Annotated in this window: 14 protein-coding genes; 10 read left to right on the top strand and 4 right to left on the bottom strand. The window is 38.3% G+C overall.

Annotated elements, in window-relative coordinates; genetic code table 11:
• Positions 1-9: 9 nt before the first annotated feature.
• Positions 10-345: a met regulon transcriptional regulator MetJ gene (gene metJ, locus Q4493_RS04550; RefSeq protein WP_303449718.1), complete on the bottom strand. Its 336-nt coding sequence runs from the start codon at positions 343-345 to the stop codon at positions 10-12.
• 236 nt (positions 346-581) lie between these two features.
• Here metJ and metB point away from each other — a divergent pair, with 236 nt between their 5' ends.
• From metB to Q4493_RS04570, 4 genes are all read left to right on the top strand, one after another.
• The gene (gene metB / locus Q4493_RS04555) at positions 582-1,739 is read left to right on the top strand and encodes a cystathionine gamma-synthase (RefSeq protein WP_303449719.1); all 1,158 of its coding nucleotides are present in this window, start codon (positions 582-584) and stop codon (positions 1,737-1,739) included.
• Positions 1,740-1,757: 18 nt separating this feature from the next.
• On the top strand, positions 1,758-4,208 hold the full coding sequence (metL, locus tag Q4493_RS04560) for a bifunctional aspartate kinase/homoserine dehydrogenase II (protein ID WP_303449721.1): 2,451 nt from the start codon (positions 1,758-1,760) through the stop codon (positions 4,206-4,208).
• Positions 4,209-4,331: 123 nt separating this feature from the next.
• Positions 4,332-5,795, top strand: coding sequence for a hypothetical protein (locus Q4493_RS04565; RefSeq protein ID WP_303449722.1), 1,464 nt, complete (start codon positions 4,332-4,334; stop codon positions 5,793-5,795).
• 119 nt (positions 5,796-5,914) lie between these two features.
• Positions 5,915-7,045, top strand: coding sequence for a GGDEF domain-containing protein (locus Q4493_RS04570; protein WP_303449724.1), 1,131 nt, complete (start codon positions 5,915-5,917; stop codon positions 7,043-7,045).
• A gap of 18 nt (positions 7,046-7,063) precedes the next feature.
• Here Q4493_RS04570 and argE read toward each other — a convergent pair whose 3' ends face one another.
• Positions 7,064-8,212, bottom strand: a complete 1,149-nt coding sequence (gene argE / locus Q4493_RS04575; protein ID WP_303449726.1) for an acetylornithine deacetylase — start codon at positions 8,210-8,212, stop codon at positions 7,064-7,066.
• Positions 8,213-8,529: 317 nt separating this feature from the next.
• On the opposite strand from argE, the gene argC reads away from it, so the two are divergent.
• The 6 genes from argC to argA all read left to right on the top strand — a co-directional run bounded on the left by argC (position 8,530) and on the right by argA (position 16,002).
• A complete protein-coding gene (gene argC / locus Q4493_RS04580; protein ID WP_303449727.1) occupies positions 8,530-9,564 on the top strand; it encodes an N-acetyl-gamma-glutamyl-phosphate reductase in 1,035 nt (344 codons plus the stop codon).
• A complete protein-coding gene (gene argB, locus Q4493_RS04585) occupies positions 9,564-10,358 on the top strand; it encodes an acetylglutamate kinase (protein ID WP_303449729.1) in 795 nt (264 codons plus the stop codon). The genes argC and argB overlap by 1 nt, the downstream gene beginning before the upstream one ends.
• Positions 10,359-10,454: 96 nt before the next feature.
• Positions 10,455-11,396 carry an ornithine carbamoyltransferase gene (locus Q4493_RS04590; protein WP_303449983.1) on the top strand — a complete coding sequence of 314 codons (942 nt, stop codon included), beginning with the start codon at positions 10,455-10,457 and terminating at the stop codon, positions 11,394-11,396.
• A gap of 76 nt (positions 11,397-11,472) precedes the next feature.
• A complete protein-coding gene (locus Q4493_RS04595) occupies positions 11,473-12,717 on the top strand; it encodes an argininosuccinate synthase (RefSeq protein WP_303449731.1) in 1,245 nt (414 codons plus the stop codon).
• 13 nt (positions 12,718-12,730) lie between these two features.
• Complete coding sequence (gene argH / locus Q4493_RS04600; protein WP_303449732.1) at positions 12,731-14,659, top strand: argininosuccinate lyase; 1,929 nt, start codon at positions 12,731-12,733, stop codon at positions 14,657-14,659.
• 29 nt (positions 14,660-14,688) lie between these two features.
• A complete protein-coding gene (argA, locus tag Q4493_RS04605) occupies positions 14,689-16,002 on the top strand; it encodes an amino-acid N-acetyltransferase (RefSeq protein ID WP_303449986.1) in 1,314 nt (437 codons plus the stop codon).
• 142 nt (positions 16,003-16,144) lie between these two features.
• Here the strand turns inward: argA and pckA are convergent, their stop codons facing one another.
• Entirely contained in the window at positions 16,145-17,746 is a 1,602-nt protein-coding gene (gene pckA, locus Q4493_RS04610; protein ID WP_303449988.1) for a phosphoenolpyruvate carboxykinase (ATP), read from the bottom strand.
• 361 nt (positions 17,747-18,107) lie between these two features.
• The gene (locus tag Q4493_RS04615) at positions 18,108-20,525 is read right to left on the bottom strand and encodes a penicillin-binding protein 1A (protein ID WP_368506778.1); all 2,418 of its coding nucleotides are present in this window, start codon (positions 20,523-20,525) and stop codon (positions 18,108-18,110) included.
• Positions 20,526-20,539 lie beyond the last annotated feature (14 nt).

Here is a 20,539-nt window from a genome sequence, read left to right on the forward strand (position 1 = left end):
TTCGTCGGCTTATTTTTCTTCATCGTCAGTTTCATACTGACTAAAGTCTGTCACACCTTGTTCTTCCAATACTTTACGTACACTAGCGGGTAGTTTGTCATCATTGTCTTTGGCTAAGTCTATATCATCAGGCAAAGGTTGACCCGTAAAGGCATGCAAAAACGCTTCACATAATAATTCGCTATTCGTTGCGTGGCGAAGGTTATTTACTTGGCGTCTGGTGCGTTCATCCGTTAATACTTTGAGAACTCTTAAAGGGATAGAAACGGTAATTTTTTTCACTTGTTCGCTTTTTTTACCGTGCTCGGCGTATGGGTTAATATATTCGCCATTCCACTTTGCCATGAATTACCTCTGATTACTTTTATTATGAGTTTTATGCTTAATTTACACTGAAAACAGATAAACTATTCATCGTATAGTTTTAAATAGATTTTACTGGTTGTTAGCGTCGAGTCAATAACGAATGTGTAGAAGTTTAGATGTCTAAAGTTCTTGACCGGTCAATTTAAAAGATTTAGACTTTTGGACGTCCAAAAGTCTATTTGGTTATTTGCAGCAAATATTTCACTGAGAGTCATATGAACGATAAAAAAATTGCCACTATTGCAGTAAGAGCAGGCATTAATTCTGACGAGCATCATGGTGCTGTTATTCCTGCTATTCATTTGTCGAGTACTTATGCACTGAAAGGCTTTAATGAAAAACGTCAGTTTGATTATTCACGGACAGGCAATCCAACTCGGGCAACCTTCGCACAAGCGATTGCAGATTTAGAACAGGGCAGTGTTGGTATCGTCACCAGTACAGGTATGGCGAGTGTTCATTTGATTTGTCAGTTGTTATCTACAGAAGACACAGTGGTTATCCCTCATGATTGTTATGGTGGAAGCTACCGATTATTTACCCATTTAGCTAAACGCGGACAATTTAAATTAATTGTTGTTGATCAAAATGATGAGCAAGCACTGAATGAAGCTTTGCAAGCAAAACCTAAACTAGTGTTATTAGAAAGCCCAAGTAACCCTTTATTACGTTTAGTTGATATTGAGAAAATCACACAAGCCTGTCATCAAGTTGGCGCATTAGTGGCGGTTGATAACACATTCTTATCTCCAGCATTACAACAACCACTGCTGTTAGGTGCTGACATTGTTTTTCACTCGACGACTAAATATATCAATGGTCACAGTGATGTGGTTGGTGGCGTGTTAGTCACTAAAGATAAAGCGTTAGGTGAAGAACTGGCCTGGTGGGCAAATTGTATTGGGATAACAGGCTCTCCTTTTGACAGTTACTTAGCGTTACGTGGCCTAAAAACCTTACCAATTCGCATGAAGCAGCATCAAGAAAATGCTAATGCGGTGGCCAAGTTTCTAAAAGAACATGCAGCAGTAAAAGCGGTTTATTATCCGGGTTTTTCAGATCATCCCGGTCATGAAATTGCAAAACGTCAACAAAATGATTTTGGTGCCATGATGAGCTTTGAAGTTCAGGGTGGCGAAGAAGCGGTGAAAAAACTTTTCGCTAATTTAACCTTATTTACTTTGGCGCAATCACTTGGTGGCGTAGAAAGTTTAATTAGTCATCCGTCAACGATGACCCATGCGGGAATGGAGATCGCGGCTCAAATTGAAGCCGGTATTACACAATCATTAGTGCGCATTTCGGTAGGTATCGAAGACAGTGATGACATTATTGAAGATTTAGCTGCTGGATTAGCCGCTAGCCAATTGTAGAGCAAAAGTGAAAAGAACATGAAACAGTCTAATGCAGCAGAAAAGTTAACGGCCGATCAAAACCAATTGGCAAAACATGCGATTCAAGTTCATAAATTTGGTGGTAGTTCGTTAGCATCTGCTCAATGTATTGTTCGTGTCGTAGACATTATTCGTCAACATTGCCAACTAAATGATATTGTGGTGGTTTCTGCGAATGGTGGGACAACCGATGCCTTATTTGCGCTATATCATCAAGCCATTTCACAATCTGAAGAAATAGTAACTTTGCTTGATGACTTAAAGTCAATGCAAGCTCACCTGATTCGTGAGTTATTGTCACCAAGCAATGCAAAGCGGTTATTAAATGAATTAGCAGCCGATTGTGAACAATTATTAAATTGGTTACACCATTCACCACAGCAACATCAAGCAGATATTTTAGCTTATGGTGAATTGTGGTCTGCGCGATTATTATCTGCAGTTTTAAGCGAAAGAGTTTGTCCAAGTTTTATGGTGGATTCACGTGATTTTCTCGTGATTAATAACGACAAAGCTTGCCAAGTTAATACTGTTTTAAGTAAATCGCAGTTATATCAATTAAAACAAAGCGATAAACTCGCCGTTATTACCGGTTACATTGCGAAAAATGATCAACATGAAACCTGTACCTTAGGTCGAAATGGCAGCGATTATTCCGCTACTATTATGGCGTCATTAGTTGGGGCATTAAATGTTACCTTATGGACGGATGTTGATGGTATTTATAGTGCCGACCCTCGCGTGGTGCCATCAGCGAGAAAATTACACCGTTTGCCAAATGGTGTGGCGAAAGAACTAGGACGATTAGGAAATCCAGTATTACACGCAAAAACCCTGCAACCGCTAACAGACCATAGTACTCATTTACATGTTGCCAGTAGTTTTGACCCTTCAATTAGCGGTACAGAAATTGGTAAATTTGGTCAAATTGCCAAGCAAGAACTGTCGGTGACATTTTTAAACGACTTATTGCTCGCGCAATCTGATAGCTTTACAGGGAACTTAGGCGAGCAAGCTCAACGAGAATTTTCGGCCATATGTGGAGATCACAAAGCTGGGTTTATTGTTATTTATCAAGAACAGCAAAAGGCAGTGAGTCAATGGTTAGCGAGCCATGATACTGAAGTGAAATTTACTCCAGCCAGTATTTTAGCAACTGTCGGTCATAAGGTGATTCATCATGGTGATGTTCAAGCGCGGTTTAAACGTTCATTAAGACATAGCAAAACGTTTGCGAGAGTTAATTCACCAAATGAACATAGCATCATGGCAATACTCACCCAAGCTTGCACAACTGAGTTATTAAACCATGTTCATCATGACATGACCAAAGATGCTCGCCATATTGGGCTAGTTGTCGCAGGTTTAGGAAATATTGGTGAGCGTTTTCTTGAAATGTTACCGGCACAATTAGGCCGAGTGCCAGCGCTTGAGAATGTACATTTAGTTGGCTTAGTTACTTCTAAAAAAGCGCTCATTAATAACGATGGGATTGAAGTCAATCAGGCGTTGTCCTTGTATCAAAACGATGCGAAAGAAATTGATAAAGCAGAGTTGATGACTTGGTTAGCGAATCATCCTTATGATGAACTCGTGGTGGTTGATGTTACACCAAGTGAACAATTTAGTTTGTTATATGAAGAATTTTTCAAGCAAGGTATTCATGTTATCGGTGCAAATAAATGGGCGGCTTCATCTAGCACAGACAATTATAAATCTTTGCTTGCTAGTGCGGCTAAAAATAAAAGTTTGTGGTTTGGCAATACTACGGTAGGTGCCGGATTACCGATAAATTATGCCATCAATGATTTATTAAATAGTGGCGATAATATTACAGAAATATCAGGGATTTTTTCAGGAACGCTATCATGGATTTTCGAAACCTATGATGGCTCGTTACCGTTTTCTGAGTTAATGCTTGACGCACTTTCACAAGGGATCACGGAACCTGATCCTCGTGAAGATTTATCCGGTCGTGATGTACAAAGAAAGTTATTAATTTTAGCTAGGGCTGCGGGCTTTGAACTTTCGTTAGCTGATATCGAATGTCAAAACTTAGTACCTGATGAATTACAAACGTTATCCATTGCCGATTTTTTAGCTGCAGCAAAGCAATTAGATTCATTTTTTGCTGAACAATTAAATCAAGCAAAAGAGAAACAGTGTTGTATACGTTATATAGCGCGTTTTTCTGTCGCTAGCTCGGGTCAATTTACGGCTAAAGTTGGTCTAGAAGTATTAAGTGATAATGATGCGTTTGCAAATTTAACGCCGTGCGATAATATTTTCCAAATTAAAACTGGTTGGTATCAAGACAATCCATTAATTATCCGAGGCCCAGGTGCTGGACGAGATGTTACGGCTAGTGGCATACATTCCGATCTTGTGAATATATGTCAGCAGTTAAATACTCGTCATAGTCAAGTTAAACTCAAAGGAATTGATTAAAACAGTTCACTTAAATTGTGCGGTTATTTTAAAGAGTACAATATTTTCTTGTGACTTATAGCAATATTAACTAGCATGAAGGTTATCTGTTTTATGTTAGGTAACTTACTGTAATAAAAAACTATGTCGAATAAAGCTTATAGTGATACGCGATTTACCGCGCAAGTAAAGGTGCTACTGAATAAAATATATGGCCGAAGTATATTAAAAGATTCTTTACTTGAGCGTTCCATTAGTTTTTTTGAAAGTCAGCCGTTTAATGAAAATAAACTCGATAAATTTAAACAACGAATTGCCGAGCTAAATACGCAAAAAGATGATGATAAAGTTAAGCGTGAAATTGAAAAGATAGAACGTGATTACCGTGATTTTAAGCAAGAGCTTAAAGAGGAAAGTAATGAACGTCATAAGTTTCTTTCAACTATTTGTCACGAGATTATCAACTTAAGTGAAGGAAGCAGCTTAGCAGAGAGTAATAAAAAGTCGGCTCAATTCTTAGGTACCATTCAATTATTAAGTCCAACTGAAGGAAAAAAAATTGCTGAGGTGAATGAATGTAATAAGCCGTTATATAAAGCTATTTTATGTTTACGATTACTCGATAAATTGTGTCTTGATAAAGAAAATATAGTCAATGATGCGCAATTAAAGACCTATCTCAATGAAGAAGATTTAGCTCAATTTGAGCATTGGCAAAATGAAAATAATGAAACTTATCAACTATTTGTAGAACAGGTAAAAGTGCCGGTATTAATGGCGGCTTTACTGCAAGATATTGGTCATTTTCATCAAGATGCGCAGCGTATTGTTAAAGGAGAAGATGGCACACTTGATCCTCATCGAACCTTGCCAGTTGATGATCGCAAAGCTTTGCTGCAAATCAATTACCGTGAAACGATTCGCTTTTTGGCTGAAGGTATTGGTGCTCCTATTTATATAGGTAACTCGAAAGCAGATAGAGATAAGTTTAATGTTACAGAGCATAAAAAATTAATTTTTATAAAAAATTTATTAAAAAGTGCGATAGCTCCCAAGCAAGGAATTGGTAATCTACTGAAAGTACCTCAAATATATACGTCTATCATTCTCTCGACAAAACCGAGTTATAATTACAAATTGTTACCTAAGGTTTATCAAGCCTTAAATGCAAATGCTGAAAATGGTAGTTGTAGCAAAACGGCAGTTGATGCATTGCGCGCAATTACCGGAGATTATCCGCAAGGTTTTGGTATTACTTATATCCCGAAACTTTCAGATGGAAAATTAGGTGATCATTATGAATACGCAATTGTAAATAGTTTATATCCAGACAACCCTGAATACCCCGCTTGTCGAACGGCAACAAGAAATTTAACTTTTCTCGGGCATGGTTTAGATATAGTGATCCCTTTAGAAATGAATTTATATAATACTGAAACAGCGCAAGGTTTCGCGAGTCTCAGTAAAGAACGATTAAATGAAATATTAGAGTTACTTTCATCGAATTATCAAGAACGTAAAAATCTTGATTTATTGCCTAGGTGTTGGCACGCCGGTGAATATTTTTCTTTAAAAAACCATCAAAAGTTATGGAATAAAAATACTTAATTGATGTCGGTTTATGTATTTGTAGTTAACACGACAACATCTTTATTTGTCTAATTAATAGACAATAATGATTAGAAAGCATAAGCTGTAACAGCTGGTAGATAATAGGATGAATCTATATGGGCTCTCAGTTTGAAATAGCTTTATCGGTAATTATTGTTTCAATTGTCATGTTTATCGCGTCGCTTCTTTTTAAAGATAAAGAAGGCGATAAACCCGCTCGTTTAGCATTTCGTGCGTTTTATTTTTGTACTGTGATCTTTTTTGTCGTGATGTCTGCCAATATCCGATCCTCTACTCTATTACTCGATTTTTTTAGTGATGTTTTTTTTGCCTTAACTGGATTGTGTTTAACAATAGGTATTTTATGGCGTTGCCAAAGTAAAATACCCCTTTCATTTGTTTGTAGCTTTGCGGTGATTTATGTAATTACCGATAGATTGGTCATTGAATCTAGTGTGCAAGTTGCCTATTTTTACAGCGTTGTTAATTCGCTTCTGTGTGTCTATGCACTATTAAAGAGAACGCAAGGAAGTAATGTTGGTGATAAAGGTATGGCACTCGTTATTTTATTAAATACTATATTACTTCTCGCTAATTTAGCCAGTTTCACTGGAATTATAAGTCATGACTTTTCAACACAATTCATGGTAACGCTATTCATTTTTGCTCCAGCTTATTTAGCAGGCTTAACGATTTTCTTATTTTCAAGTTATATGTTGGATGCTCATAAAGCGCTTGAAATTGAAGCGACGACTGATCCTTTAACTGAACTTTATAATCGTCGATTTTTTTTCTCTGAATCAAAGCGAATTCTTAGCGTGGCAGAACGACATCAAGAGCCTTTGTGTATCATGATGTGTGATATCGATTTTTTTAAAAAAGTGAATGATAACTATGGTCATAAAGTGGGTGACAAAGTGCTCAAAAAATTTGCTGAAACTTTAAATAAGTCGTTACGGAGTGGTGATATTTTAGCGCGTTATGGTGGTGAAGAATTTGTCGCTTTGTTAACTCAAACAGATAAAACAAATGGGTTCTCTGTGGTAGATAGGATGCGTGAACAAATTGAAAACTTATCTATTGAGACAGAAAAAGGTTCTATTAACTTAACCGCTAGTTTTGGGTTATGCGAAGTGAAAGAGTTTCAAGATATAGAGGTTTCAATTAATCTTGCCGATAATGCCTTATATAACGCAAAATCGGCAGGACGTAACGTAGTGAAATATTATGAACACTCGCTTGCTTAATAGATATTTGCACTCACGTTAAAGACAATATTTGTTGATCATTTCTGCAAGTATCAAGTTGGTCTTATCTATTTCAGAGTAGGCTAAAAATTCATTTGGTTGATGGGCTTGATTTATCGAGCCCGGTCCAAGGACAATCGTTTGACAACCTAATTGCTGAATATAAGGTGCTTCTGTTGCATAGTTTACAGCGCAACATTGATGACCACTAATTTCTTCCGCCAAACTGACAAAATCGCTTGGTTGCTTTTGTTCAAAACTCGGCGAGCTTGGATGTAATTCATTAAAAGAGATTCGGTTGGGGTATTTTTCAGCTAATGGTTTTAAAGCGTCAGCAAGTAAGTTAATTAATTCAGCATCGGTCATGCCTGGTAGTGAGCGCATATCTAGATCAAGTTCACAGTGACCACATATTCTATTTGCATTATCACCGCCTTTAATCGCGCCTAAATTCAGTGTTGGCGCGGTAACATCAAAAGCTTGGTTATTGTAGTTATTGATGAGTTTTTCTTTTAATGCGATCAGTTCCCCAATAACTAAATACATTATTTCAATAGCGTTAACCCCTAAACTAGGTTTACTGGAATGGCCAGATTGCCCCTGAATAGTTATGCGGTGTGACATGTGCCCTTTATGCATCACAACCGGTACTAAGTTAGTTGGCTCTCCAATAATGGCGACATCTGGCTTCATTAATTGTTGTTGCGCGAAAAAACGGGCACCCGCCATGGTTGTTTCTTCATCGGCGGTGGCAAGAATATACAAAGGTTTTTTTAATTGCGTCGCGTTCAATTTCTTACATGCTTGCAAAATAAAAGCAAAGAACCCTTTCATGTCACATGTCCCTAAGCCGTAAAATTTATCATCTTTATCCACTACTTTTAACGGGTCTGATTGCCACCTATTTTCATCAAAAGGTACGGTATCACTATGGCCTGCTAATAAGAGCCCACCTTCGCCGCTTCCTAACTTAGCTAATAAATTATATTTATTGCGTGTCTCAGGCACTTTTTGAATATCGACCGCAAATCCAATTTGTTCAAACCAGGTTGCAAGTAATTGAATAATGTCTAAATTTCCTTGATCCCAACTGGCTTGTGTTGAGCTGATTGAAGGACTTGCAATGAGTTGTTTTAATGATTCTGAAAAGTTTGGTAATTGACGCATAAGGATTCACATTCATAAAAAATAAAATCAGTAGGTAGTTATGCTAATTTGTTGCATAACTACCCATTAGGTGTTAAATTCTCATTCTAGTGTAGATAACCTAATTTGATAACGCTATGGAAAAATGTTTAATCCATTATTTATTATCGAATAAATTAGAACATAACTGTTATATAGACTCAGTTATTAGGTTTAATAAATAATAACTTTTATCTTGGTTATTCATTTCACATAGAAAAAATTTAACATTAAAAATTATCATTTTAGTTGATTGAATATAGAACAATTAGCTGAATAAAATTGCAAATAGAGGTTATATGAAAGTCGCGGTTATTGGAGCAAGTGGATATGTAGGTGCTGAGCTTATTGGTTTATTGTCAGCGCACGATAAAATTTCGCTTGAATATTTAGTTGTTTCTGAAAACAGTAGCTCTGCTGATATGACATTTTCGCAATTGCATCCTCGTTACCTTGGAGTGTGTGATTTACCATTGGTTTGTTTCTCACAAACTTGGTTTGATTCAGCGATTAATAACATCGATGCGGTATTTTTTGCGACGCCACACGAATTCAGTGCCGATTGGGCACAAAGCTTTGTTGATGCAGGTATTAAAGTATTTGATTTATCTGGCGGCTTCCGCTTGAAAAATAGTCAAGATTACCCGACGTTTTATGGTTTTGAACATAAACACCTAACGGCTTTATCACAAGCAAAGTACGGTTTAGCTGAATGGGAAAGCGAAAATATTGCGGCTACTCAGCTAGTGGCTGTACCTGGTTGTTATCCAACCGCGAGTTTATTATCACTGAAGCCATTAACGGCAAATCATTTACACCTTGAAAACTCACTGATCGTGGTTAATGGCATTAGTGGCGTTAGTGGTGCAGGTAGAAAAGCGTCGTTAGCCACCAGTTTTTATGAGGTCAGTTTAACGCCTTATAATATTTTACAACACAGACATCAGCCAGAAATCAGCCAAGAAGCAAATGCTCAGGTGATATTTAATCCACACCTTGCTCCTTATAAAAGAGGCTTAATGGCAACCGTAACCCTTCAAATCAAACCATCTGTTACTAAAGAGCAGGTCGATCAAGCCTTTGAGCAAGCGTATCAAAATCAACCTTTAGTGCGGTTAACTGGTGCTTGGCCAAAAATTGATAATGTTGCTAACACACCTTTTGCTGATATTCATTGGCAAGTGGATGAAGAAAAGCAGGTGGTAGTGGTTAGTTGTGCGATTGATAATTTATTAAAAGGTGCGGCCTCTCAAGCCGTGCAATGTGCCAACATCTCACTTGGTTTGCCGAGTGAATATAGTTTACTGGCCACACAAAATAAAGGCATTAGCTAATGGCACAGTCAAGTAAGCAAAACAACAAGCCATTAGTGATCAAAATTGGCGGCGCTATTTTAGAGAAAGCTTCAGCTTTGCAATCGTTATTAAAGGTTATCGCCTCATTACAAAATCAAGCTGTTGTGCTTGTGCATGGTGGTGGCTGTGTTGTTGATGAAATGCTAAGCCAAGCGGGTTTTACCACGGAAAAAAAACACGGTTTACGGGTAACGCCACCAGAGCAAATGCAAATCATTTCTGGCGCATTAGCGGGGAGTGTTAATAAATCAATCGTCGCTGCCGCAGCTAGCTTAAATATACATGCCGTTGGGTTGTCATTATCAGATGGTAATATGGTGTCATGCACATTAAGTGAAAAAGATTTAGGCATGGTTGGTGAGCCAAGTGCGCAATGCAGCAAATTACTGGATAGCTTAATCAATGCGAAATTTTTGCCCATTATTTCTTCTATTGGTTCGTTAAATAGTGGTGAACTTGTCAATGTTAATGCCGATGACGCGGCGGTTGCTATTTGTAAATTACTTAATGCCGAATTGCTACTGTTAACCGACGTTAATGGCGTAAAAGATGGTAGCGGAGAATACATTGCTTCTTTAAATAATGAACAAGCATCGGCTTTGATTGATCAAGGTGTGATTGCTGGCGGTATGACCGCCAAAGTAAATGCCGCTTTACATGCGGCGAACCAGTTACGACGAAGTATCGCGGTGGCCAGTTGGCAATCTCCCGAGCAAATTATTCATTTGCTTAATGGTGAGAATATCGGCACCCGCATTCAACCAAGTTGCTAAGTAGCTTTAAACATAAAGAAACAAACTAGTTAGCGTAAATTATTGAAAGATACGAATTCGAAACAGGACAATAAAATGACAGATAATACTCCAGCATTGGCTAATTTTTTAGCGGATGATCAATTAAGCAAATCACAAATATTAGCGTTAATCTCACTTGCGATTGAAATTAAAAAAAATCCCGCTAACTTTAATCAAGTATTAGCAGGGAAATCTGTGGCTATGATTTTTGAAAAGCCTTCTTTGAGAACGCATGTAAGCTTTGACATGGGTATAGCAAAACTTGGTGGCCATGCGCTTTATTTAGGTCAACAAAACGGTAAGTTAGGTGAACGTGAAAGAGTAAGTGATTACGCTAAAAACCTTTCTTGTTACGCTGATGCCATTGTTGCTCGGGTTTTTGAAAACAGTGCTATTGAAGGACTAGCACAACACGCTAGTGTGCCGGTAGTAAACGCGTTATGTGATTTATATCACCCGTGTCAGTCACTTGCCGACTTTGTTACTTTAGCGGAAATTTTTGCTAAAGATAATATCGACGATTTAACCAAGGTCAAACTTGCTTATATTGGAGACGGGAATAATGTTTCTAATTCTTTAATGTTGATGGCGGCATTAGTGGGCGTTGATTTTACACTTGTTTGCCCAGAGGGTTATGGACCTTCACAAGAAATGCTAGATAAAACACAAGCTTTTGCACAAGAAAGTGGCGCACAGTTTACGTTTACCACTGATATTAATCAGCTTGGTCAACAAGACGCTATCTATACTGATACTTGGGTATCAATGGGTGATGAAGACCCAAGTAAGAAAGCGACAATATTAAAGGTGTTTGCGCCTTATCAGGTGAATCATGCCTTAATGGAAAAAGCTAAGGCAAGTGTCGTTATGCATTGCCAGCCGGCGCATTTAGAGGAAGAAATTACCACCGCACTATTTGATGATGAAGAAAAGTCAGTTGTTTTCCAAGAAGCAGAAAATAGAATGTGGGCACAATGTGCTGTGTTAACGTCGTTATTTAGCGGTGTCAGCAAATAAAAGAAATAGTCATAATTAACATAAAACCTGAAAATCGGGTTTTTTAAACAAATTTAAAATTTATAGGTAGATTGAAATGGCTTTAGCAGCAAAGAAAAAAATCAAAAAAGTAGTATTAGCATATTCAGGCGGTTTAGATACTTCAGCGATCATTCCATGGTTAAAAGAAAACTATGAAGGTTGTGAGGTTGTCGCTTTTTGTGCTGATGTTGGTCAAGGCGAAGAAGAATTAGTCGGTATTCAGGAAAAAGCGATTGCTTCGGGTGCTTCAGAATGTCATGTAGTTGATCTTAAAGAAGAATATGTAAAAGACTACATTTACCCTATTTTGAAAACCGGTGCGGTTTATGAAGGGCAATATTTGTTAGGTACTTCAATGGCACGTCCTGTTATTGCTAAGGCTCATGTTGAAGTTGCACTTAAAGTTGGTGCTGATGCTGTATGTCATGGTTGTACTGGTAAAGGGAATGATCAAGTGCGTTTTGAGTCTTGTTTTGCCGCGCTTGCTCCACAGTTAACCGTTATTGCGCCATGGCGTGAATGGGACATGGTTTCTCGTGAAGACTTATTAGATTACTTAGCAGAGCGTGATATTCCATGTTCAGCGTCATTAACGAAAATTTACAGCCGTGATGCTAATACATGGCACATTTCGCACGAAGGTGGTGAATTAGAAGATCCTTGGTGTGAGCCTTCAAAAGAAGTGTGGACCATGACGGTTGATCCAATGGACGCACCTGATGAAGCCGAGCGCGTACAACTTAGCTTTGTCGAAGGTGAGTTAGTTGCTGTTGATGGAAAAGACTTTAAAGACACAGGCTCACCTGCTCATGAAGCTCTAATGTACTTAAATGCAAAAGGTGCCGCTCATGGTGTTGGCCGTATCGATATCGTGGAAAACCGTTTAGTTGGTATGAAGTCTAGAGGTTGTTATGAAACACCAGGCGGTACTATCTTAATGGCGGCATACAAAGGTTTAGAAACCTTAATTTTAGATAAAGAGTCATTAAAATATCGTGAATCAATTGGCCTTGAGTTTTCTCATGTGATTTATGACGGTCGTTGGTTTACGCCTTTAGCGAAATCTCAACTGGCTGGTGCAGCATCACTTGCAGAAAAATTAACGGGTGATGTGGTAGTTAAACTTTATAAAGGTATGGCACAAGTTACCCAACGTCGTTCTCCTAATTCATTGTATTCAGAAGAATTTGCTACGTTTGGTGCTGATGATGTTTATGACCAAAAACATGCAGAAGGCTTTATCCGCTTATTCAGCTTATCAAGCAGAATTACAGCACTCTCTCAATCAGATCAGAAGTAAAGGATAAATTACCATGGCATTATGGGGCGGAAGATTTAAAGAAAAAGCGAGTTTACAATTTAAAAAGTTTAATGACTCGCTTCCTGTTGACTATCGTATGGCGGTACAAGACATTGTTGGTTCAATTGCATGGGCACAGGCCATTCATGAAGTTGGCGTAATCAATGATGACGAGTTAACACGTTTAACGGCAGCATTAGAAGAATTAAAAGCATCGGTTGAAGAAAACCCTAAACAAATCTTGGCATCTGATGCAGAAGATATTCATAGCTGGGTTGAAATTCAGTTAATCGAGAAAACGGGTGATTTAGGTAAAAAGCTTCATACCGGCCGTAGCCGTAATGACCAAGTGGCAACTGATTTAAAATTGTGGTGTAAAGAAACGGGTGGAGATTTATTGTTTGCCTTAGTGAATTTACAGCAATCAATGATGAATCTTGCTGAACGTGAAAAAGACACAGTGTTACCGGGTTATACCCATTTACAACGTGCGCAACCTGTTACTTTTGGTCATTGGTGTTTAGCCTATGTTGAAATGTTTAACCGTGATATTGGGCGTTTAAAAGATGCACTTTATCGGTTAGATGTGTCACCGCTTGGCTCTGGCGCCCTTGCAGGAACCGCTTATCCAATCGATCGTAACGCACTCGCCAATCGTTTAGGGTTTAGAACCGCAACGATGAATAGTTTAGACGCTGTTTCAGATAGAGATCACGTCATTGAATTATTAGCATCTGCGAGTATTTCAATGATGCATTTATCACGTTTTGCAGAAGATCTGATTTTCTACAACTCTGGCGAAGCCGGTTTTGTTGAGATGAGCGATCTTGTTAGCTCTGGTTCATCATTAATGCCGCAAAAGAAAAACCCTGATGCCTGTGAATTAATTCGTGGTAAAGCGGGTCGAGTTTTTGGCTCGTTAACCGGTATGTTAACAACAATGAAAGCGCTGGCGCTTGCGTATAACAAAGATATGCAAGAAGACAAAGAAGGCCTTTTTGATGCAATGGATACTTGGCAAGAGTGCATGGAAATGGCAGTGCTTGTAGCTGACGGATTGAAAGTCAATCGTTCACGTACGCTTGCCGCTGCGCAGCAAGGCTACGCTAATGCGACTGAACTTGCTGATTACTTAGTCGGTAAAGATATTCCATTTCGAGAAGCGCACCATATAGTGGGTGAGGTAGTGCTTGCCGCAATTGATAAAGGTGTGCCGCTTGAAGATCTAACCATTACTCAATTGCAGGAATACTCGGAAAAAATTGAGCAAGATGTTTATCAACATTTATCGATTGAATCTACCCTAGATAAGCGTGAAGCACTTGGTGGTACCTCGCGTTCACAAGTTGAAAAAGCATTAGCGACTGGCAATGAAGAAATACTCAACGAGCAAGTGGTTGGTGCTCCAGGTAAGCAACGAACTGAAGTTGCATTAAAGCAAGTAAAACAACGTTTAAATGCACAAAAAGCGGCGGCAATGTCGGTGCGTCGTGCAAGAATGTCAGATGTTGATAAAATTTATCAACAAGTTAACTTTTGGGCGGACAAAGGTGAAATATTACCGCGTTCACGTGACAACATCATTCACGATATCCAAAATTTCGTGGTGGCTGAATTAGATGGCAATGTGGTTGGTTGTGCCTCGTTATATATTTATCAAACAGGATTGGCAGAAATTCGTTCCGTTGTTGTGGCTGAAAGTGCCCAGAAACAAGGGCAAGGTGAAGCATTAGTGCAATATTTATTGGAATTTGCTCATCAAATGGAATTAGAGCAAATTATTGTACTGACTTATATTCCACAGTATTTCAGTCAATTAGGCTTTACTACCATAGATAAATCGACACTGGCTGACAATATCATCGAAGACAGTGAACCTAGCCCTCATAAAGACCCTGCTGACGAAGTCGCAATGCAATATATTGTTGGTCAAAGTAAGTAATAAAAAGTAGATGTTAACGAATGGATGATATGAATAATAGCGATCAAAATTACGTAAAATGGTTTAGAAACGCTGCTCCCTATATTAATGCACATCGCGGTAAAACTGTGGTGTTGATGTTCGGAGGTGAGGCAGTGTCTCACCCTAATTTTGCTAACATTATTCATGATATTTCATTATTAAGAAGTTTAGGGGTGAAACTTGTGGTTGTGCATGGTGCTAGACCACAAATTGAAAACAGTATTAAGCAACGCGGCATTGAACGTAATATTGAAAATAATGTTCGAGTGACAGACGCTGAAACACTTGTAGCGGTAAAAGATGCTACAGGTTCATTGCGCCTACATATTGAAGCATTATTAAGTACTGGTTTGGTTAATTCTCCTATGCACGGCTCACAAATTAGGGTTAGTACCGGTAATTTTGTTATTGCTAAGCCTATGGGCGTTCGTGAAGGTATTGATTATAAGTATACAGGCTCGGTACGTAGAATTGATTCTGATGGCATTAATATGCAGCTCGACTACGGCTCAATCGTACTTCTTTCGCCAATTGGATATTCGCCAACAGGTGAAGTGTTTAATTTGGCTTTAGAAGATGTTGCTACGCAAACAGCAATTGCGCTTAAAGCTGATAAGTTAATTGCTTTAACCGATGATGAAGGCCTAATTGATCAATCAGGTAAACTGATCCGCAGTTGTAGTGTTCGTACCGTTAAAACCTTACTGGATGATAAAGATTGTCATGTGCGTCAATTGCTGCTGCGTTCTATTATTCAATGTGGTGAAAATGGTGTTGAACGTTGTCATTGTGTCAGTTATCAAAGTGATACCGCGTTATTACAAGAATTATTTACACGAGATGGTGCCGGAACCTTAATTGCAAAAGATCATAAAGAAGAATTATCAACGGCTACAATCGATGATGTTGCTGGTATTTTAGAGCTCATTCAGCCTCTTGAAGAAGAGGGGGTCTTAGTAAAGCGATCGAGAGAATTACTTGAAGTAGAAATTGACCGTTTTACCGTACTTAAGAAAGAAGATGTTATCATCGCTTGTATTGCATTGTATCCTTATACCGAAGCAAATACAGGAGAAATCGCTTGTGTGGTTATTCATCCTGATTATCGAAAAGGTAATCGTGGAGAACGATTAATGGCGGCAGTGGAAGAAAATGCCAAGAAACAAGGGTTTGATTCTGTTTTTGTCTTAACTACGGTGAGTGGACATTGGTTTTTAGAACAAGGGTTCACAGAGCAGCCTATTGAAAAACTTCCTGAAGGTAAAAAACAAATGTATAACTTTCAGCGTAAATCGAAAATTTATAGCAAAAATATTGCGTAATATTATTCGCGGCTGATGCTTTATAGTCGGTAATTCATTTTATTCGTGTTCATAAGAACCAACAGTCAAGCTAAAGTTTGCAGCTAAAAAAGCCCTAATAATATTATTTATTAGGGCTTTTTATTTTTAACTTGATGGATGGTTAAAGTTCAGGACCAGCCTTTACTAGCGCTTTACCGTTGTCGGTGTCAGTGAACTTTTCAAAGTTATTAACAAAACGGGTGGCTAAATCTTGTGCTTTTGATTGCCATTCTGCGGCATTTGCATAAGTATCACGTGGATCAAGAATATCGGTATTCACACCCGGTAATGCCGTAGGTACATTCAGATTGAACAGCGGTAACGTACGAGTATCAGCACTATCGATTGAACCATCTAAGATAGAGTCAATGATGGCGCGAGTATCTTTAATTGAAATACGTTTGCCTGTGCCATTCCAGCCAGTATTTACTAAATAAGCTTCAGCGCCAACCGCTTGCATTCGTTTACGTAAAACTTCAGCATATTGGGTAGGGTGTAAACTTAAGAAGGCCGCACCAAAACAACTTGAAAATGTTGGCGTTGGCTCAGTAATACCACGTTCGGTTCCTGCTAATTTAGCAGTAAATCCTGATAAAAAGTAATATTCAGTTTGTGCCGGCGTCAACTTTGAAACCGGTGGTAACACACCAAAAGCATCAGCGGTTAAGAAAATAACCTTTTTAGCATGACCTGCGCGAGAAACTGGTTTAACAATGTTATCGATATGATGAATTGGGTAAGAAACACGGGTGTTTTCAGTTTTTGAATTATCATCGAAATCAACTTTACCGTTGGCATCAACAGTGACATTTTCTAATAAGGCATCACGACGAATCGCATTGTAAATGTCAGGTTCATTTTCTTTGCTTAAATTGATGGTTTTAGCATAACAACCACCTTCAAAGTTAAATACGCCATTGTCATCCCAACCGTGCTCATCATCACCAATTAATTCACGTTTTGGATCAGTAGAAAGCGTTGTTTTACCTGTACCTGATAAGCCAAAAAATATTGCCACATCACCTGCTTTACCTACGTTGGCACTACAGTGCATAGACGCAATACCTTTTAAAGGTAATAGGTAGTTCATCATTGAGAACATACCTTTTTTCATTTCGCCGCCGTACCAGGTACCACCGATTAATTGAATTTTTTCTGTTAAATTGAAAGCAACAAAGTTTTCTGAGTTCAAGCCTTGTTCTTGCCATTTGTCATTGGTGGTTTTAGCACCATTCATTACCACGAAATCTGGTTCGTAATCTTTCAGCTCTTCATCCGAAGGGCGAATAAACATGTTTTTAACAAAGTGTGCTTGCCATGCAACTTGGGTAATAAAACGTACTTTCAAACGAGTATCTTCATTGGCGCCACAATAAGTATCAACTACGAATAAACGTTGATCTGAAAGTTGTGTTGTTACTAATGATTTTAAATGATCCCACGTTTCTTGAGTCATTGGTTTATTATCATTTTTACCTTGATCAGACCACCACACAGTGTCTCGTGAAGTATCGTCACGCACGATGTATTTGTCTTTAGGAGAGCGGCCAGTAAAAATACCAGTATCAACATTGACTGCTCCAAGCTCAGTGACTACGCCTTTTTCATAGCCCTCAAGATCAGATTTAGTTTCTTCAGCAAACAACAAATCATAAGACGGGTTGTAAACAACCTCGGTCGCATTATTAATGCCGTATTGAGATAAATCGATAGTTTTTGGCAAAGCAGTCATAACAAATAAGCTCCTAAAGTATGACGATATTGTGAATTTTTAAGTTCAAGGTAATGTTGAGGGCGCAATTTTAGGTGATTTTTAATTAAAACGAAAGAAAAATTTGTTTCGATGTGAAAGTTTTCATTATAAGTTACATTTATAGCGAAAATTTAATGAGGTTATCTGCACATTATTAATAAGGCATTAAGGCAGGCTAGAAAAAATGGAGTGAGAGGGAAATAAGAGTATTTATTCAAAAATGTAGGAATATACACAAAAAAGCGGAATATATTTTACATATTCCGCTTTTTTAGGGATAAATACATTCGAAACGAAAGAAGTTTTCATCAAATAAAACTTGACCAATTAGTTAGAAAATTTCTTCAGATTCTACTTTATTGTCAAAAATATCATGACTGTTATCTTTGGTCACATATTCAGTTGGCGCACTACCGACTTTAAAATATTCGAAGATACTGCTTTTATCGGTACGTTGAGTTAATTTACCGGTTTGTTTATCTATACGTACAGACACTATCCCTTCGGGTTGCATAAAAGGTTCAACTGGTAAATCTTCTAATGCGGTCTGCATAAATGAGATCCAAGCAGGTTGGGCTGATTTAGCGCCAAACTCTTTACCGGTAATTTGGTTTTTATCAAGGTTATTGTTATACGAGGAACTGCCAAGATTACGAGAAGGATCATCAAAGCCAATCCAAGAAGTTGTGACAATTCTGCGACTAAAACCTGAGAACCATGCATCTTTAGCTTCGTTGGTTGTACCTGTTTTGCCAGCAATGTCTCGTCTGTTTAGTTTGCGCCCTCTAAAGCCTGTGCCTTGCCAACCTGGATTTAAAGACCAATCCGCACCCCATATGGCTTCATTTAATGCCTGAGTAATTAAAAAAGCATTTTGTGGCGAAATAACACGCTCTGCTTTTACCAATGGATGCTCTTTAGTAATTGTTTGTTGTTGTAACGTCTCAGTATTTGCAAATGATTCGGAACTTGGGTCTAATTCAGCCGCTAATTGCGTATTATTTTCAAATTGACTGCAATCATCGCACGCAATAGCAGGGTTAGCTTGATAAACAATATTGCCAAAAGAATCTTCAATGCGTTCGATAATATATGGTTCAATTAAAAAACCGTTATTGGCAAATGTTGCAAACCCAGTAGCAACTTCTAATGGGGTTAAAGAAGCAGAGCCTAGCGATAGTGACTCGTCTCGTGGTAACTCGTCAGGAGCAAAGCCAAAGGAAGCTAAGTGAGGAATGATTTTATTCAAACCTACTTCTCGAAATAGTCTGACTGCAACCACGTTTTTAGATTCAGCTAACGCTCTTTTTACTCTGATCTCTCCTGAGTAAACTGGCGGAGAATTTTTTGGGCGCCAAACTACCCCCGTAATATCATTAGATTGATTTATCGGGGCATCATTAACTAATGAAGCAAGTGTAAAACCATTGTCCAATGCAGCAGAATAAACAAATGGCTTAATATTAGAGCCTACTTGGCGTTTAGCCTGTGTAACACGATTAAATTGTGATTGTTTATAGTTGAAACCACCTACTACCGCTTTTATTGCGCCATTATCTGGTGATAAGGAAACTAAAGCAGAGCTTGCAGAAGGAAACTGACTTAACGCGAATTCTTCATTATTTTCTCTGATATACACGACATCAGCATATTGAACAATTTCGTTAGCAAGTTTAGGTGCAGGCCCTTGTTTATCGTCATTTATATATTCTCGTGCCCATGATAAGCCCTGCCAATCGATAATAATTGTTTGATTATTCACAAGTGTTACTTCTATTGATTGCTCAAGAACTTTAGTAACAACAGCAGGAATAAGAGGAGGATAGCTTTCTATGGCTGTTAACGCTGCATTAATTTCATTCACGTTTAAAGGATCAATTTCTGCTATTTTAATATCATCATTTCTATTTGCTTGAGGACGAAGAGACTTAATAGCGCCTCTATAGCCATGACGTAAATCGTAATTAAGCAAATTTGAAATCACCGCATGCTCCGCGGATTTTTGCAACTTTGAAGTTACCGTAGTGAAAACTTTATAACCGCCAGTATAGGCCTGTTCCTTACCATATCGGTCAATCATTTCTTGATGCGCCATTTCTGCGGCGTAAGGCGCATTTAATTCAATAATAGCACCATGCTTTTCTGCCGTGATTGGTGCATTGATCGCTTGTTCAAATTCATCTCTAGTGATGTAATTAGTCACTAACATACGTTGTAAAACAACGGCACGTCTAGATAAAGCTCTATCTGGTCTACTAATAGGATTTAAAGTGGAAGGTGCTTTAGGGAGACCTGCCAAAACAGCTATTTGTGCGAGCGTTAAGTCTTTAACGTCTTTATTATAATACACTTGTGCTGCTGCCCCGAAACCAAAAGAACGATGACCCAAAGGTATTTTATTCATATATAACGCTAAAATTTCATCTTTGGTTAATAGGTACTCGATATGAAATGCGGTGAATATTTCACGGATTTTACGGATATAGGTTTGTTCTCGGGTTAAAAAGAAGTTACGCGCCACTTGCATGGTGATTGTACTTGCGCCTCCTTTATTTTGACCAATAAGTTGACCAATTACAGCTCGGGTCATACCTATTGGATCAACACCAAAATGTAAATAAAAGCGATCATCTTCTGTGGCTAAAATGGCATTGATGAGTTGTTTTGGCATTTCATCAAGCGTTAAAGGGATCCTTTTTTTCTCACCAAACTGATTCATTAGTTTGCCATCAGCACTATATATTTTCATTGGTGTTTGCCATT

The sequence above is a fragment of the Colwellia sp. 1_MG-2023 genome (assembly GCF_030546755.1).
Taxonomy (GTDB): Bacteria; Pseudomonadota; Gammaproteobacteria; order Enterobacterales; family Alteromonadaceae; genus Thalassotalea_H.

Coding starts and splice junctions, on each gene's coding strand:
- Q4493_RS04595 (WP_303449731.1), top strand. CDS start 11,473: ATGGCTTTAGCAGCAAAGAAAAAAATCAAAAAAGTAGTATTAGCATAT.
- Q4493_RS04615 (WP_368506778.1), bottom strand. CDS start 20,525: ATGAAAATATATAGTGCTGATGGCAAACTAATGAATCAGTTTGGTGAG.
- argA (WP_303449986.1), top strand. CDS start 14,689: ATGAATAATAGCGATCAAAATTACGTAAAATGGTTTAGAAACGCTGCT.
- argE (WP_303449726.1), bottom strand. CDS start 8,212: ATGCGTCAATTACCAAACTTTTCAGAATCATTAAAACAACTCATTGCA.
- argH (WP_303449732.1), top strand. CDS start 12,731: ATGGCATTATGGGGCGGAAGATTTAAAGAAAAAGCGAGTTTACAATTT.
- argC (WP_303449727.1), top strand. CDS start 8,530: ATGAAAGTCGCGGTTATTGGAGCAAGTGGATATGTAGGTGCTGAGCTT.
- Q4493_RS04565 (WP_303449722.1), top strand. CDS start 4,332: ATGTCGAATAAAGCTTATAGTGATACGCGATTTACCGCGCAAGTAAAG.
- metL (WP_303449721.1), top strand. CDS start 1,758: ATGAAACAGTCTAATGCAGCAGAAAAGTTAACGGCCGATCAAAACCAA.
- metJ (WP_303449718.1), bottom strand. CDS start 345: ATGGCAAAGTGGAATGGCGAATATATTAACCCATACGCCGAGCACGGT.
- Q4493_RS04570 (WP_303449724.1), top strand. CDS start 5,915: ATGGGCTCTCAGTTTGAAATAGCTTTATCGGTAATTATTGTTTCAATT.
- argB (WP_303449729.1), top strand. CDS start 9,564: ATGGCACAGTCAAGTAAGCAAAACAACAAGCCATTAGTGATCAAAATT.
- metB (WP_303449719.1), top strand. CDS start 582: ATGAACGATAAAAAAATTGCCACTATTGCAGTAAGAGCAGGCATTAAT.